Origin of the sequence: Marinifilum sp. D737 (assembly GCF_026672275.1) — a bacterium.
In the GTDB taxonomy this organism is placed as follows: domain Bacteria; phylum Bacteroidota; class Bacteroidia; order Bacteroidales; family Marinifilaceae; genus Marinifilum.
Map to the genome: position 1 here is coordinate 58,382 of NZ_JANQCD010000006.1, position 14,500 is coordinate 72,881.

The window sequence follows — 14,500 nt, forward strand, 5'->3', positions numbered from 1 at the left end:
TTACATGTCGATATATTTTATTGCTGGCATCGATACAGATGCTGGAAAATCTTTTGCCACAGGACTATTAGCCAAGCACTTACTAAACAAGCAAGTGAATGTTGTAACACAAAAATTTGCACAAACAGGTTGTAAAGGAATATCAGAAGACATTCAAACTCATCGCGAAATAATGGGGATTGAATTGATGGATGTTGATAAAAACAGAACCACTTGTCCTTTTGTTTTCGACTATCCTGCATCGCCTCATTTGGCTGCTGAAATGCAAAATAAAACAATCGATATTGAGAAAATTAACAATTCAAGTAAACAATTAGATGATGAGTTTGAAGTTGTTCTACTTGAAGGTGTTGGAGGCTTGAATGTTCCTATTACATTAGATTATTCACTACTGGATTTTCTGGAGGAAAAGAAATATCCAACCATTTTGGTTAGCTCATCTAAATTGGGTAGTATCAATCACACACTACTCAGCCTGGAGATTTTGCAAAAAAGAAATATTCCACTGCATGGCTTAATTTATAATCACTTTCCTGCCAATAGTGAATTTATTTTGAAAGACTCAATAAAAGTTTTCGAACACTATTTGAAAAAAATGAATTTTGATTGTCCGATTGTTGAGATTCCAGTAATTGATGATTTGAAAAAATCAGAAGTTGATTTCTCTGCATTTTTCGAATGAAAATTTCCAAAAACTAGAATGTGATAAATTTCACAAAAACAGTAAAAAATTTTAAGCGAAAATACATAAATATTCTGACCATTATCTAAGGCAGCAAATAAATAATCGATTCTGAGAGACTTTAAAACTCACATAAAGTTGATAAACTACCGGATATTCAGCTATTTGAGATAAAATTAAACAATACTCAATCAACCAAGATCTAGGAAAAGACCGGCTTTTTTATGCCATTTTTTGTAAAAAAGATATTTTTTAAATTTAAAACAGATAAAAAGATCCAATAATGCTTGTAACTTAAACGAAATTTCTATTTTTTTGTATACCCTTATTTAAAAAGATTCCATATAGATAAAATCATAGGGAATTGAGGGAAGAATCAAAAAAATAGCAAAATTGTATGAGATCACATAAAGTTATTGAAATTAGAAATCTTACTCCATCTACTTATGTTATAAAAATGGAGAAGAAAGATTTTACTTTTAAAACTGGACAATATATCACTTTAGGATTTTCTGGCAGTATCGACCGAAGAGAATATTCCATTTATAGTTCTGAACAAGATAATTTTTTAGAGGTATTGATTAAAGAGGTGGAAGGTGGTTTGGTTTCGAAGAAACTAAAGAGGTGTAAACCTGGAGATTACCTTGATATTGATGGGCCATTTGGTCATTTTTCCTTAAAGGAAGATGAAATATCCAAAAAGAAATTTTTGTTTATTGCTACGGGAACAGGCATCTCTCCTATTCACAGCTTCATTGCTACTCATCCTAATATGGATTACCAATTGTTGCATGGAGTAAGAATGAAGGAAGAAGCCTATGAAAGGGAATCCTACCAAAACAACAACTATATACTATGTACTTCCAGAGAAAAATCTGGTGATTTTCATGGAAGAGTTACAGAATATTTGAAAGAAAACCCGGTGCCTTCTGATACAGTATGCTATTTGTGTGGCAATTGCCACATGATTTATGAAGCATACGATATTCTTGAGAAGCAAGGAATTAACTTAGGTCCTATTCATACGGAAGTATATTTTTAAAATGTTATAAACTAATTAAATGGGTAAACAAATTGTTTGTAAAAATCAATTGAATTGACTCATTATAATTCTTAATTATTGAAGAATGAAATATCACTTAGTATCATTGGGTTGCCAAATGAATGCTTCCGATGGAGAACGTGTTCGTGCAGTTATTGAAAAAATGGGATACCAATGGACCGATCGTGAAGAGGAGGCTAATTTAATTGGAATATTGGCATGTTCGGTGCGACAAAAAGCGATTGATAAAGTATATTCCAAAATTCATAAGTGGAATATTTGGAAGAACAAGAGAAACCTTGTAACCTTTGTTTCCGGTTGTATCTTACCATCTGATTTAGAGAAGTTTTTAAAATTGTTCGACATCATATTTCAGATGAAAGATTTGCCAAAATTGCCTGAAATGATTCAGCAATATGGAATTGCTACTCCTGTGGGATTGCAAAATGGTTTTGATTCTCAGAACGAAAACATTTCGGAATTTTGGAATGTGAAACCAAATTACACTTCAAATTTTGAGGCATTTGTGCCAATACAAAATGGCTGTGATAAGTTTTGTTCCTTTTGTGCTGTACCATATACCAGAGGTAGAGAGGTGTCTCGTCCATCTGATGAAATCATAAATGAGCTTAAAAACCTGGTAGAAAAAGGGTTCAAATCCATTACCTTACTAGGACAGAATGTTAATTCTTATGGATTAGATAAAAATGGTGAAGAGATTGATTTCCCGGAACTTTTGAGACGCATTGGTCAGTTAGGGAATCAATTAAAGAAGGAATTTTGGGTTTATTTTACTTCTCCACATCCTCGTGACATGACAGATGAAGTGATTGAGGTAATTGCTGAATATGATTGCCTTGCAAAGCAGATTCACCTGCCTATTCAATCGGGCGATGATAAGGTTTTGATTCATATGAACAGAAAACATGGTGTTGAGAAATATCGCCAAATCGTTCAAACCATACGAAGATTAATACCTCAGGCAACTTTGTTTACTGATATTATTGTTGGATTTACGGGTGAAAATGACAAGCAGTTCGAAAATACACGAAAAGCTATGGATGAATTCCAGTACAATATGGCATATATTGCAATGTACTCTCCTCGTCCAGGAGCTTTAAGCCACAGATGGTTTGATGATGTAAGCTTAGATATAAAAAAACAACGCCATCATCAGTTGACCGAGGACTTAAAAATTCACTCCAGAGCTTATAATGAAGGTATGGTAGGAAAAACATTCAGAGTTTTGGTAAAAGGAGAAGCAAGACATTTAGGATATTTGGCTGCATTAACAGAAGGAAAGATAAATGTTCGATTTTTATCGTCGGACAAGGCTTTAATAGGTGAGTTTGTTGATATTAAAATTACATCGGCTGCTGATTTTTCGGTTGAAGGAGAATTGGTTGTTGTAAATGAAAAAGTAGCGTGAAAAAAGTAGCTTTTAAAACTTTAGGTTGTAGATTAAATCAGTATGAAACAGATGCCATAGCTTCTCAGTTTCAGAACAATGGCTTTAAACTGGTTCCCTTTGATAAGGAGGCGGATGTGTATGTAATTAACTCATGTACCGTTACGCATCAAAGTGATCATAAATCTAGAAACTTTATCAATCAGGCAAACCGAAAAAATCCGGATTCTGTTTTGGTGGTAACCGGATGTATGGCAAACAATGCCAAAGATGAATTAGAGGGGCGAGATGAAATTAATTATGTGGTGGAAAATGACCAAAAAAGTTCGGTTTACTCATTGGTAGAAGCACATTATAATGGTGAAATTTTTCATCCATCAAAGGTAAATTCTGATCTGTTCTCATACGGTTCAACAGATAAAGGGTTTCACACAAGAAGTATGATTAAAATACAGGATGGCTGTGATAATTTCTGTACATTTTGTATCATCCCATCGGTGCGTGGCAGAGCTGTAAGCAGGTCTATACAGGACGTTTTAGACAACGTAAAAAGTGTAGTTGCAAATGGTGCGAAAGAGGTGGTTTTAACTGGAGTAAACATAGGCCGCTACGAATATAAAAAATACAAATTCGATGATATAGTGGAGCAAATTCTCGATTTGGATGGAGATTTTCGATTGCGCATTTCATCTATAGAACCCGATGGATTTGGTGATAAATTTCTAAGTCTGTTAAACCATCCTAAGATGACTCCTCACCTTCATCTTTGTTTGCAAAGTGGATCAGAACCTATTCTTTTGCAGATGAGACGAATGTATAATATTAAACGATTTAAGGAAATTGTAAATAAAGTTCGTTCAGTTCGTCCTGACTTTAATATCACTACGGATATTATCATTGGATTTCCTAACGAATCTGATCAAGATTTTGAATCTACATGTAATATCATAAAAGAGCTGAAATTTGGCCATGTTCATGCTTTTAAATATTCGATAAGGAAAGGAACAAGAGCCGAACGAATGACAGAACAGGTTGATGAAAAAATTAAAACTTTAAGAAGTGAAACCTTAAGAGAGATTGCTGATGATGTTAAACTTCAATATAGAAATCAGTTTATTGGTAAAGAACAAATTGTTTTGGTAGAAAAAACGGATGGTGAAAACGCAAAAGGATACGGAGAACATTACGTGCCAGTAGAGTTTAAGGGATACGAACTTAAGAAGAATCATTTCTATAAAGTAAAAATAACTGATATTAATAAGGATATAGATCCTGTATTGATTGGCGAACAAGTAAAATAAAAAAAGACGCATTTTGCGTCTTTTTTTATTAGTTCTAATCAATTATCTAATGGAATACTAATATTGGCATATGTGTTTTAATAAATAGTTTTCGTGACATTTGACCGAAGAATAATCTTTGCAACAAATTGTGTTTTCTTGCTAAAATGGCAATCAATCCAACATCATGATCATGGATATATTTGTCAATCCCTTCCATCTTTTCATCTTCATGAATTATTCTACAGCTTACATCAGAATCTCCTAATGCTCGCTTTAAATACTTGCGGATAATTTGCATTCGGTGTTCTTCCATTGGATCATCTGTGGATTTATCATCGAAATGAACACAATGAATTTTCATATCGTAAGGTTGTGTAATGTATTTAAGATTGGCAATCGCTCTAAAATCTGCTTTATCAAAATCAGTCGCATACATGATATTGCGAATCTCATCAAAATCAACTTCATCGCCCTGATCGGATAAAATCAACATAGGCACATCAGTTTCTTCAATTACATTGGAAACTACACTTCCTAAAAGGTTTGTTGTACCCGCAGTTTCGCCTCTACTACCCATTATCATTAAATCGGGTTGATACTTATTACACATGTTTAAAATTTCGGAAGATGCAGTTCCTCCACTAAGTGCATAATCCACCTCAATTCCTTCAACCTTCTCCTTCTCTAGTCTATTACGGATATCGTAATACAATTCTTTAATTTTCGCCTTTGCATTCTTCTCTACCTCTGATAATACCTCTACAACCGTGGAGTTGTATGTATAGCTATCGGAAAATGGAACAGTTTCTATGGCTGAAGCAAAATAGGTATGAAAAAGTAAAATATCAGCATTAAACTTCTTCGCTATTCCCACTGCAGAATCGCATAATTTCGGAGAGAAATCTGAAAAATCAACAGGAACTAAAATGCGATTTACATCAATATTCTGATGTGGAAAAGCTGCATCTAAATCTTCCTGTGCGTAACTTAAATCAAGCTCTTCTATAATTTTTAAAGCTCGATAGAGATCTTCTTCTTTTATTCTAACCTTTACTCCTCCTCCAATGGCGGATTGAATCAGGTTTAAATTTTTCAAATAGCACTCTACTCCTTCTGATTCCAGACGAGTTTGAAGCAACTGGGCTCTAGAGTAACTATAGGTCGCTAATGTTATCATCCTGTCCTTCATAAGCCTGAGTTTAGTTATACTGTTATACCCTTTAAATTTCAAAGTGAGCTTATAGCAAAACTGTGAAATATGAAATTGAAAGCCGAAATAATAATTAGTTGGGCATTTCGAGTTATGCGAACAAATGATACCCTTTAATTAATAATCGGTATTACTAATAAGTTACAAAAAATTAGATGTCTTGCCAAGGAAGCCAAGGAATACAGATTGATTAAAAACAGTGTATTTTACACTGTTCTAACAACATATTACTTTAAATTAATTCTCTAAAGTCCTTTATTAATAAACTTGTTATCCGTACTTTTGCAATTCGTAGTCGAATAAAGAATTGATATTCTTGAAAAATCAAAAAAGAATAGTTAATTTTGCGGCTCGATAAAAACACTTAATTATTAAGTATTAATTAAATTATTTAAGTTATGTTGAATCATTATGAAACCGTTTTCATTGTAACTCCCGTTTTATCTGAGGCTCAGGTAAAGGAAGCGGTAGAAAAATTCAAGACTCTTATTACCGAAAATGGCGGTAAGATTGAAAATGAAGAGAACTGGGGACTGCGCAAGCTGGCTTATCCAATTCAGAAAAAAAGCACTGGTTTTTACCAATTGCTTCAATTTGAAGCTCCAGGTGAATTCATCGAGAAATTAGAAGTTAACTACAGACGTGACGAAAGAATCATGCGTTTCTTAACTTTCAAGCTTGATAAATACGCTTATGAGTATTCAATTAAAAGAAAAGGAAACCTTAAAGAAACTAAAGAGGAGAAATAAGCTATGGCACAGAATCAATCAGAAATCAGATATCTAACCCCACCTTCAGTAGAAATCAAAAAGAAAAAATACTGTCGTTTCAAGAAAAACAAGATCAAGTACATTGATTACAAAGATCCTGAATTCTTGAAGAAATTCTTAAACGAGCAAGGTAAAATTTTACCTCGTCGTATCACAGGTACTTCTTTAAAATATCAAAGAAAGGTAGCTACTGCTGTTAAACGTGCTCGTCACTTAGCATTACTACCATACGTAACTGACATGATGAAATAATCTTTAAAGAAGGAGGAAACGAAATGGAAGTAATCTTAAAACAAGATATCCATACTTTAGGATATAAGAACGATATCGTAACTGTTAAGAATGGTTACGGAAGAAACTATTTAATTCCTAACGGTTTTGCTATTTTGGCTACAGAGTCGGCTAAGAAAATGCATGCTGAAAACATGAGACAAAGAGCTCATAAAGAGGAAAAAATTAAGAACGAAGCACTAGAAGTTGCTAAGAAGCTGGAAGGTGTTACTTTAAGTTTAGGTGCTAAAACTAGTACTACTGGTAAAATCTTCGGTTCTGTTAACAACATCCAAATCGCTGAAGCATTAGTTGAAAAAGGATTTGAAATTGACAGAAAAGTGATTTCTATTAAAGACGCTGTAAAAGAGATCGGTAAATATACCGCTTCAATCAAGCTTCATAAAGAAGTTAAGGTTGAGATCGAATTTGAAGTAGTGTCGGAATAATTCGCTTCAAAACAAAATTAATTTAAGTTTTTAACAGACAGACTTAAAGCTTTTCAAACAAACAGATATAAGCCACACCGATTAACGCTCGGTGTGGTTTTTTTCTTTTCAGAAACTTTACCTTTGCGTTCCAAAATTCTGGGTCCAGTAATTCCCAACTCGACCTATACCCATCTCTTTGAAACTGTCATTCATTATATTGGCACAATGCCCTTGACTCTTTAACCAAGCTTCAATTACCTGTTGCTCACTGGTATAGCCATATGCAATGTTTTCTCCAGCTGTGGCGTAATTATACTCTACCTTTTGTAAGCGTGTTGTTAGGGTACTTCCTTTAGGAGATTCATGTGAAAAAAAATTATTTTCATACATGTCTGTACTATGATTGCTTGCTGCCTCTTCAAGCTTTACATTCCACGAAAGAGCATCAACAGGAGGATAATAAGTATCTCCACAGATTGTTCCTGCTGCTCTAACATCATTTACCAAATTCAACAATACTTGAGCATCAATTTTAAGGGGTTGGGATATAATCTCTTCTTCTATGATTACAGTTTCGTCGCTGCTACATGCACTTAATCCCAATAAAATGGTTACTATACCTACACATAATAAATTTCTCATTCTTGAAAGCTTTAAAATTAATACTGTAGGTTGATATTAAAAGGCGGTCGCTCAAATATAGTTCTTTCTAATAAATAATCAAACTACTTGTATCTTATTTAGAATTCGATAAACTTCCCATAAATATTAGCCTTTAAAGTTTTTTGCTCAGTTGAAATTTATGTAAATTTGGTATTAATACAAGCACTTATTTAAAGAAGAGTTGATGAAGCATATTTACACTACCCTTTTATTCTTGATGATTTCCATTCTTTGTTTTGGACAAAGAGACTACTCATACATGCCTTCTAAGAGGAATTTTAAAGTTAAATATGTGAATTACGATCATAAAAATCGAAAAGCTTACACCGAGGTTTGGCAATTGGCTGGTAAATCAAAAGATGAATCAGGAAAAATAAGATATAATATCGAATCAGAGATTACCACAGTCAAGCAAAATACCTTTTATCAATACTTTCATTTTACCTCTAAAGATTCCAACTTCTATATTGGTACCGAAAGGTACTTGGACCCAATCAAATTGGATTCCTACCAGAAAATGGTCGTTAAAATTGATGCAGATAAAGTTGTTTTACCAATTAAACCAATTCCTGGTAAAATTCTTCCCGAAGCAAGTTGTCAAGCGGACATACTTCGTGGTACAGGCTCTGTTTTAATGTCTATGACCGTTCTGTTGGTAAATCGAAAGGTAGATGGTATTGAAAACATTGAAACACCTGCAGGTAAATTTAAATGCTATAAAATTTCCTCTGATAAAATATATTTCTCAGGTATATCAAAAAACAAAACAAAGCTTGTTGAGTGGTATGCAATTAATGTTGGTCTTATCAGAATGGAAGAATACCATAAAAAAGGCAAACTAATTTCTTACAAGCAAATTGAAAGTATTGCTGAAGATTTCTTTATTCCTTAGTTAAATGGTTTGTATCTAGTGCAGGTAAGACCATACCAAGCGTACAGCTTGTCCATAATAGGAAGAACCAAATAAATTTAAATGATTTAGTACATGATATAACAGGTAAATATTTTCCCTGTAATCATATCCTTGTGGTAAAGGATTATGTTTGCTATAGGATTGATAGAATTCGTTGGTAAAACCACCAAAGAGCTTCGTCATGGCCAAATCAGCTTCACGATGTCCGTAATACACTGCTGGATCAATTAAGACCGGATTTGAGCCCAAATCACACAAGTAATTTCCTCCCCATAAATCTCCATGTAATAAACAAGGTTTTTCTTCACTTCCCTCAAGTATCTCTTCAATCCTATTTTCAAGAACCAAAAAACCGTTTTTTAATTCATTCCCAACCAGTTGATTTTGTTCTGCTAATTTGTATTGATACAATAATCTTTTGTTATAGTAAAAGTCAATCCAATTTTCAGATTCAGTACCCTTTGGAATATTTAATTGTGGTGTAGAACCTATATAATTGTCTTCTTTAAAACCAAATTTAAAACTGGTATGTCTATGTAAATTTGCTAATTGCTTTCCAAATTTTATAAAGAAGTTCTGATCCTTATGACCTTGTTCAATGAATTCCATCAATAATAATTCTTCTTCAACGAAATAAACATCTGGGGTGCTAATACAAGCAGTTTTTTGAATCTCTTTAAGGCCATTAGCTTCCTTAAAAAAAACATCAGAATCAGGACCTGTTTTAAGTAAACAGGTCCTGCCATCCTCAAGTTTAATTAAATTGGTTTGAGCAATAGAGCCTCCAGGTACAGGTTTTTGTTTCTGTATTTTGCATTCTGCCCAGTTTTCTATTTTCTCAATAATATGAGATTTTATCATTTATCGATTTGTTTTAGTAATCCATCACATGCATCTTCTAAAATATCAAGAACTAATTCAAAGCCATCAGCTCCACCATAATAAGGATCAGGAACCGAATCGAAATGTTTGTATTGGCTACAATAATCAGTCATTAATTTGATTTTACTCAAATCATCAAGATTTCTTACCATTCCTTTAAGATCGGATACATTTTGAGAATCCATACCTAAAATGAGTTCAAAATCATCAAAATCATTCTTTGGATTGAACTGCCTGGCAATGCTTGTTAAGTTATAATCTCTTCGAGCCGCATGAGTTCTCATCCTGCTATCGGCCCTCTCTCCAACATGCCATCCACCTGTTCCAGCAGAATCGCATTCGAATTTATCATCAAGCATATTTACTTTTAAAAATCCATTCATAACTGCCTCAGCACTGGGCGATCGGCAGATGTTTCCCAAGCACACAAAAAGTAATTTTTTCTTCATTAAAATGATATTAATTGGTTAAGAAATCAAAGATATTTCCTAATTGACTAGTTGTTCCTTTATATAATTCTGTATAAGAACATCTGGAACATGTAATAGTAGTAAATTTTTTATTTTGAACATCAAAAATCTTAGCAAACCTACCTCCTGTAGCTCTAAATTCATCCGTTTCAAACCTATTGTTCCCACATTTAGGGCAAACATATTTTGATGTATTCATTTTCAGTTAGTTTATGATACTTATATTAAAAGTAATAAAAATCTCATTAAAGCTATTTTTTTGCGAGGCTAAATAAATAACATTTTTTTAACAGAAATATTCGGACTAAAGAGTCTTGTTTAATTTATTTTTTTTAAGTTTGCTTTTAGAAACTTCAAAATGAAAAGGAATATAAAACATATCAAAGTCAAGCAATCAAATCGAAAATCTTCGATTGCATTTGGTATGCCATCAATTCAACACTCCTTTTCAAATTATTCCCAAATATTCGAATACAATAACAATCAAGTCTGTTGTTGTTGCTGTTGTTGCTAGTAGATAATTAATCTTACTAACAATTCCCTCATAGGTTTACTTGAATGTTTACCTGAATAATTTCGTATCAACACATTAAAAATCATAAAACAATGAGTTATTTAAGTAAAGTAATGGATGAATTACAAGCTTCCAGAAACAACAATGAAATTGACATGCCTGCAAGAGATCTTGCACACCGATTTGTGGAAGAAGCCATGAACACCCTATTTCCAATTAGTGCCAGGAGAAGTAAGAGTTGTTGCGCCGAAGAATCTTTACTTTATCAAATGGAATCAACTTTAAAGCTATTACTACTGCCTGTAAACTTTAAATTGAATAAGTCAGTAGAGCAAATTACACATGATTTTATGATAGAAATCCCATCGGTCTACCGCGCACTTTTGAAAGATGCTGAAGCGATACAGAAATTTGACCCTGCTGCGGAAACTATTGGAGAGGTGATAATTGCTTATCCAGGTTTTTTTGCCATAATGGTATATCGTTTAAGTAACGTCCTGTATCGCCTGGGTGTTCCAACTGTGCCAAGACTTATGAGTGAGTATGCTCATACCAAAACAGGTATTGATATTCACCCTGGAGCAACTATTGGAGAATCCTTTTTCATCGATCATGGAACTGGTGTGGTTATTGGTGAAACCGCAATCATAAAGAATAATGTAAAAATATATCAGGGAGTGACTTTAGGTGCATTGCAGGTAAAAAAAAGCTTGGCAAAAAAGAAAAGGCATCCTACCGTAGAGGACAATGTAATTATCTATTCAAGTGCTACCATATTAGGTGGTGATACTGTAATTGGGAGAAACAGTATTATTGGAGGTAATGTGTGGCTAACTTCTGGTGTAGAATCAAATAGTGTGGTTTACCACAAACATGAAACTAAGGTTAGAACAAACCTTGATGAAAGTAAGATTATCAATTTTCAAATTTAAATATCAACCAAATGAAAATCAACAATATTTTAGAAGGAATTGGAAATACTCCGGTAGTGAAACTTAATAAAATCTTTGGCGGAGCTAATGTATGGATGAAACTAGAAAGATCGAACCCTGGAGGAAGCATTAAAGACAGAATTGCATTATCCATGGTAGAAGCTGCAGAGAAAGATGGAACCCTAAAAGAAGGATCGGTAATCATTGAACCAACTTCTGGAAATACAGGAGTTGGATTAGCCATGGTAGCTGCCGTTAAAGGATATAAGTTAATATTGGTAATGCCGGAATCAATGTCGGTAGAAAGGCGAAGTTTAATGGCTGCATATGGCGCCGAATTTGTGCTTACACCAAGAGAATTGGGAATGAAAGGTGCAATCGAAAAGGCAGAGGAACTAATTTCGAGTAATCCTAATTCATGGATGCCTTCACAATTCGACAATGAAGCCAACGTTGATATACACAGAACTACCACTGCAAAAGAAATTATAGCAGATTTCCCTGGTGGATTGGATTACCTAATAACAGGCGTTGGAACAGGAGGTCATATTAGTGGAGTTGCTGAAATTTTGAAGAAGAAATTTCCAAACTTAAAAGTACTTGCAGTAGAACCTGAAGCATCTCCGGTAATTAGTGGAGGTCAACCAGGACCTCACCCTTTGCAGGGAATTGGTGCAGGCTTTATACCTAAAAACTTAAATGTGGAAATACTTGATGGTGCAATTCAGGTAAGCAAAGATGATGCTTTTGCCAAAGTAAAAGAACTTGCGGTTAAGGAAGGTGTGCTTGCTGGTATTTCAACTGGTGCATCACTTGCTGCGGTTAGCAAACAATTAAATTCATTCGAAACTGATGCGACAGTTCTTACCTTTAATTACGATACAGGAGAAAGATATCTTTCGATAGAAGAGCTATTTTAAAACAAAAAGAGGGTGTCAAGTTAAAGTTTGACACCCTCTTTTATTATTTTCTGGAAATTATTTCTTGGTAATTATCTTTACTACTCCATTGCCACCTCGAACTCCATAGATTGCAGCATCACTTCCTTTGACAATTACAATTTTAGCAATATTGGTTGGTGATAAGCTAGACAATGCCGCATAATCTGTCATAACTCCATCAATCTCAATATTTGCCGCATTTGATCCATAAAATGACGACTTTCCTCTTATAATTATTTCTCCATTTGATATTTGCAATGAAGGAAATTCATTTCTAATGATATCCATAAAAGAAGTATATTTTGAGTAATCCTTTTGACCTGAATACTTCTTTGCCAAGTCTCTAAATGAATCAACCATTAGAATATGTCCTTTATCAATCGCAACTTCTGCTGCATTAGGAATTTTAGCCAATTTTAACTTACCTATTAATTTATTACTCTTCTTTTTGACTTTAATAGTGTATTTATTAAAACCTTTGGCTATGACTATTAGTTTATCTTTTATATTACATTCACACTTAAACTCACCTAAATGATTTGTTTTAATGGTTTCCTTGGTACTTTTTACCGTTATATTAGCATTGACAACTGGTATGGAATCAAATATTAAGACTTTCCCTCTCACTTCAATACTCTGAGAGAAGCAACAAATAGAATACAATACAAGAAAAATTATGCTTGTTAATTTAAAAATAGCTTTCATGATATTTAATTTTGTTTAATAAAAATATAAATTATATTATTATTAAGCAAAAATTTAATACAATAAAGCACAATCACATCATGCATCATCTCTAATTGCTTCAATTGGACGAACTGCCATTGCTTTTTTAGCTGGAATTATTCCGGCAACCAAGCCTGAAATGATTAAAATTACCAGGGCAATTATTGCAATATTAAAATCAACCTCTGGATTGGAGAACATGCTTTGATCTCCTCCACCATTTTGGATTGCTTTTGTAATGATCTCCAATAAAAACACACCAAAAACAAGACCAATCCAACCCGCTATTGCTGTTAATACTACAGATTCTGTAAGGATTGAACTAATGATAACTGAAGGAGAAGCTCCCAAAGCACGTTGTATTCCTATTTCTTTGGTTCGCTTTTTAACAATGAATAGCATGATATTACTGACCCCAATGATTCCAGCAAGGAGTGTGCCTGTTCCAACAATCCATATTAAGCCGGCTATACCTATAAATAAATTGTTAATTTGAATAAACTCTTTCTCTACATTATTACTTCCAAATGCTCTTTGATCATTAGGATGAATTGTATGACGTCTTCTTAACAAATTCTTCACCTTTTCTTCCACCAAACTTGCAGAGTATTCTTTCTTTGAAGTAATAGAGTAATGCCCTACTCGATTGCCGTAATTATATGTCTTTTGCAATGTTGTAAATGGAATAATAACACATTGATTTTGCCAATCGCCCCACCCTTGATTATGCATTGATTTAAAGGTTCCTACTATTTGAAAATAAACTCCATTAATTTTAATATACTTTCCTAAAGGCTCCTCGTCTTCTTCAAATAGAACTTCAATTACTCGCCTACCAATTACTGCAGTCTTTCTCTTGTCGATAATGTCCATCTTGTTGATAAATCTGCCTGCAGTAATTGTCACAGGATCAATGTCATTAACCTCTGGAACATCTCCTAGAATACTAAAAGCACCCGTTTTCAATCCTCTGATTACATTATTCTCACCATCTCCACCACCCCAAGCTTGAATACGTGGTGCTAAAATCTCAATTTCGTGAATGTTATCCAAAATGGCTTTTGTGTCCTGATTGGTGAAGTTATAGCGTCTTCCTTGTTTATATCCTTTATATGGTTTACTTGTTGGCTGCGCCCATATAAATACCGAGTTTGTTGCAAAATCTCCCATGCCATGGTAAACACCATTCTCTAGACCTCTCCCAGAACCTAGCATGATGATTAACATGAAAATCCCCCAAAAAACACCAAAAGCAGTCAGGAACGTTCTTAATTTGTTACTCTTAAGTGCCATATATATTTCTGTCCATCGATCTCTGTCAAACATGATAATTCATTTAGTGGTTTAAAGTTTGTTTTTTTGA

The 14,500-nt window shown here is 33.7% G+C and carries 17 protein-coding genes; 10 read left to right on the plus strand and 7 right to left on the minus strand.

Features of this window, described 5'->3' with window-relative positions; genetic code table 11:
- The first annotated feature begins 4 nt into the window (after positions 1-4).
- From bioD to mtaB, 4 genes are all read left to right on the plus strand, one after another.
- The gene (gene bioD, locus NQ163_RS05730; RefSeq protein ID WP_268189316.1) at positions 5-682 is read left to right on the plus strand and encodes a dethiobiotin synthase; all 678 of its coding nucleotides are present in this window, start codon (positions 5-7) and stop codon (positions 680-682) included.
- A 397-nt stretch (positions 683-1,079) separates the two neighbouring features.
- A complete protein-coding gene (locus tag NQ163_RS05735) occupies positions 1,080-1,724 on the plus strand; it encodes a ferredoxin--NADP reductase (protein WP_268189317.1) in 645 nt (214 codons plus the stop codon).
- Positions 1,725-1,809: 85 nt separating this feature from the next.
- Entirely contained in the window at positions 1,810-3,153 is a 1,344-nt protein-coding gene (gene miaB / locus NQ163_RS05740) for a tRNA (N6-isopentenyl adenosine(37)-C2)-methylthiotransferase MiaB (protein ID WP_268189318.1), read from the plus strand.
- Positions 3,150-4,433, plus strand: a complete 1,284-nt coding sequence (gene mtaB / locus NQ163_RS05745; protein ID WP_268189319.1) for a tRNA (N(6)-L-threonylcarbamoyladenosine(37)-C(2))-methylthiotransferase MtaB — start codon at positions 3,150-3,152, stop codon at positions 4,431-4,433. Before miaB ends, mtaB begins: the two co-directional genes overlap by 4 nt.
- Positions 4,434-4,479: 46 nt before the next feature.
- Here mtaB and NQ163_RS05750 read toward each other — a convergent pair whose 3' ends face one another.
- Positions 4,480-5,604, minus strand: a complete 1,125-nt coding sequence (locus NQ163_RS05750; protein ID WP_268189320.1) for a universal stress protein — start codon at positions 5,602-5,604, stop codon at positions 4,480-4,482.
- 419 nt (positions 5,605-6,023) lie between these two features.
- Here NQ163_RS05750 and rpsF point away from each other — a divergent pair, with 419 nt between their 5' ends.
- Genes rpsF through rplI form a run of 3 tightly spaced genes read left to right on the plus strand, consistent with a single transcriptional unit; the run spans position 6,024 to position 7,114 of the window.
- Positions 6,024-6,374 carry a 30S ribosomal protein S6 gene (gene rpsF / locus NQ163_RS05755; RefSeq protein WP_110359545.1) on the plus strand — a complete coding sequence of 117 codons (351 nt, stop codon included), beginning with the start codon at positions 6,024-6,026 and terminating at the stop codon, positions 6,372-6,374.
- Positions 6,375-6,377: 3 nt separating this feature from the next.
- Positions 6,378-6,647: a 30S ribosomal protein S18 gene (gene rpsR / locus NQ163_RS05760; protein ID WP_054721204.1), complete on the plus strand. Its 270-nt coding sequence runs from the start codon at positions 6,378-6,380 to the stop codon at positions 6,645-6,647.
- A gap of 23 nt (positions 6,648-6,670) precedes the next feature.
- On the plus strand, positions 6,671-7,114 hold the full coding sequence (gene rplI / locus NQ163_RS05765) for a 50S ribosomal protein L9 (RefSeq protein WP_268189321.1): 444 nt from the start codon (positions 6,671-6,673) through the stop codon (positions 7,112-7,114).
- Positions 7,115-7,231: 117 nt separating this feature from the next.
- On the opposite strand, the gene NQ163_RS05770 is transcribed toward rplI, so the two are convergent.
- Positions 7,232-7,738, minus strand: coding sequence for a CAP domain-containing protein (locus NQ163_RS05770; protein WP_268189322.1), 507 nt, complete (start codon positions 7,736-7,738; stop codon positions 7,232-7,234).
- A 205-nt stretch (positions 7,739-7,943) separates the two neighbouring features.
- Here NQ163_RS05770 and NQ163_RS05775 point away from each other — a divergent pair, with 205 nt between their 5' ends.
- Positions 7,944-8,651: a TapB family protein gene (locus NQ163_RS05775; protein WP_268189323.1), complete on the plus strand. Its 708-nt coding sequence runs from the start codon at positions 7,944-7,946 to the stop codon at positions 8,649-8,651.
- A gap of 15 nt (positions 8,652-8,666) precedes the next feature.
- Here NQ163_RS05775 and NQ163_RS05780 read toward each other — a convergent pair whose 3' ends face one another.
- Genes NQ163_RS05780 through NQ163_RS05790 form a run of 3 tightly spaced genes read right to left on the minus strand, consistent with a single transcriptional unit; the run spans position 8,667 to position 10,223 of the window.
- A complete protein-coding gene (locus tag NQ163_RS05780) occupies positions 8,667-9,533 on the minus strand; it encodes a fructosamine kinase family protein (RefSeq protein ID WP_268189324.1) in 867 nt (288 codons plus the stop codon).
- Complete coding sequence (locus tag NQ163_RS05785; protein WP_268189325.1) at positions 9,530-10,003, minus strand: low molecular weight protein-tyrosine-phosphatase; 474 nt, start codon at positions 10,001-10,003, stop codon at positions 9,530-9,532. Before NQ163_RS05785 ends, NQ163_RS05780 begins: the two co-directional genes overlap by 4 nt.
- A gap of 10 nt (positions 10,004-10,013) precedes the next feature.
- A complete protein-coding gene (locus NQ163_RS05790; RefSeq protein ID WP_110359539.1) occupies positions 10,014-10,223 on the minus strand; it encodes a zinc ribbon domain-containing protein in 210 nt (69 codons plus the stop codon).
- 407 nt (positions 10,224-10,630) lie between these two features.
- Here NQ163_RS05790 and epsC point away from each other — a divergent pair, with 407 nt between their 5' ends.
- A complete protein-coding gene (gene epsC / locus NQ163_RS05795; protein WP_268189326.1) occupies positions 10,631-11,470 on the plus strand; it encodes a serine O-acetyltransferase EpsC in 840 nt (279 codons plus the stop codon).
- A gap of 11 nt (positions 11,471-11,481) precedes the next feature.
- On the plus strand, positions 11,482-12,390 hold the full coding sequence (gene cysK, locus NQ163_RS05800; RefSeq protein WP_268189327.1) for a cysteine synthase A: 909 nt from the start codon (positions 11,482-11,484) through the stop codon (positions 12,388-12,390).
- A 57-nt stretch (positions 12,391-12,447) separates the two neighbouring features.
- Here cysK and NQ163_RS05805 read toward each other — a convergent pair whose 3' ends face one another.
- Positions 12,448-13,116 (minus strand): TonB-dependent receptor plug domain-containing protein, encoded by a 669-nt coding sequence (locus tag NQ163_RS05805; protein WP_268189328.1) that lies wholly within the window; start codon positions 13,114-13,116, stop codon positions 12,448-12,450.
- Positions 13,117-13,194: 78 nt separating this feature from the next.
- The gene (locus NQ163_RS05810) at positions 13,195-14,463 is read right to left on the minus strand and encodes an ABC transporter permease (protein WP_268189329.1); all 1,269 of its coding nucleotides are present in this window, start codon (positions 14,461-14,463) and stop codon (positions 13,195-13,197) included.
- Between the last annotated feature and the right edge of the window lie 37 nt (positions 14,464-14,500).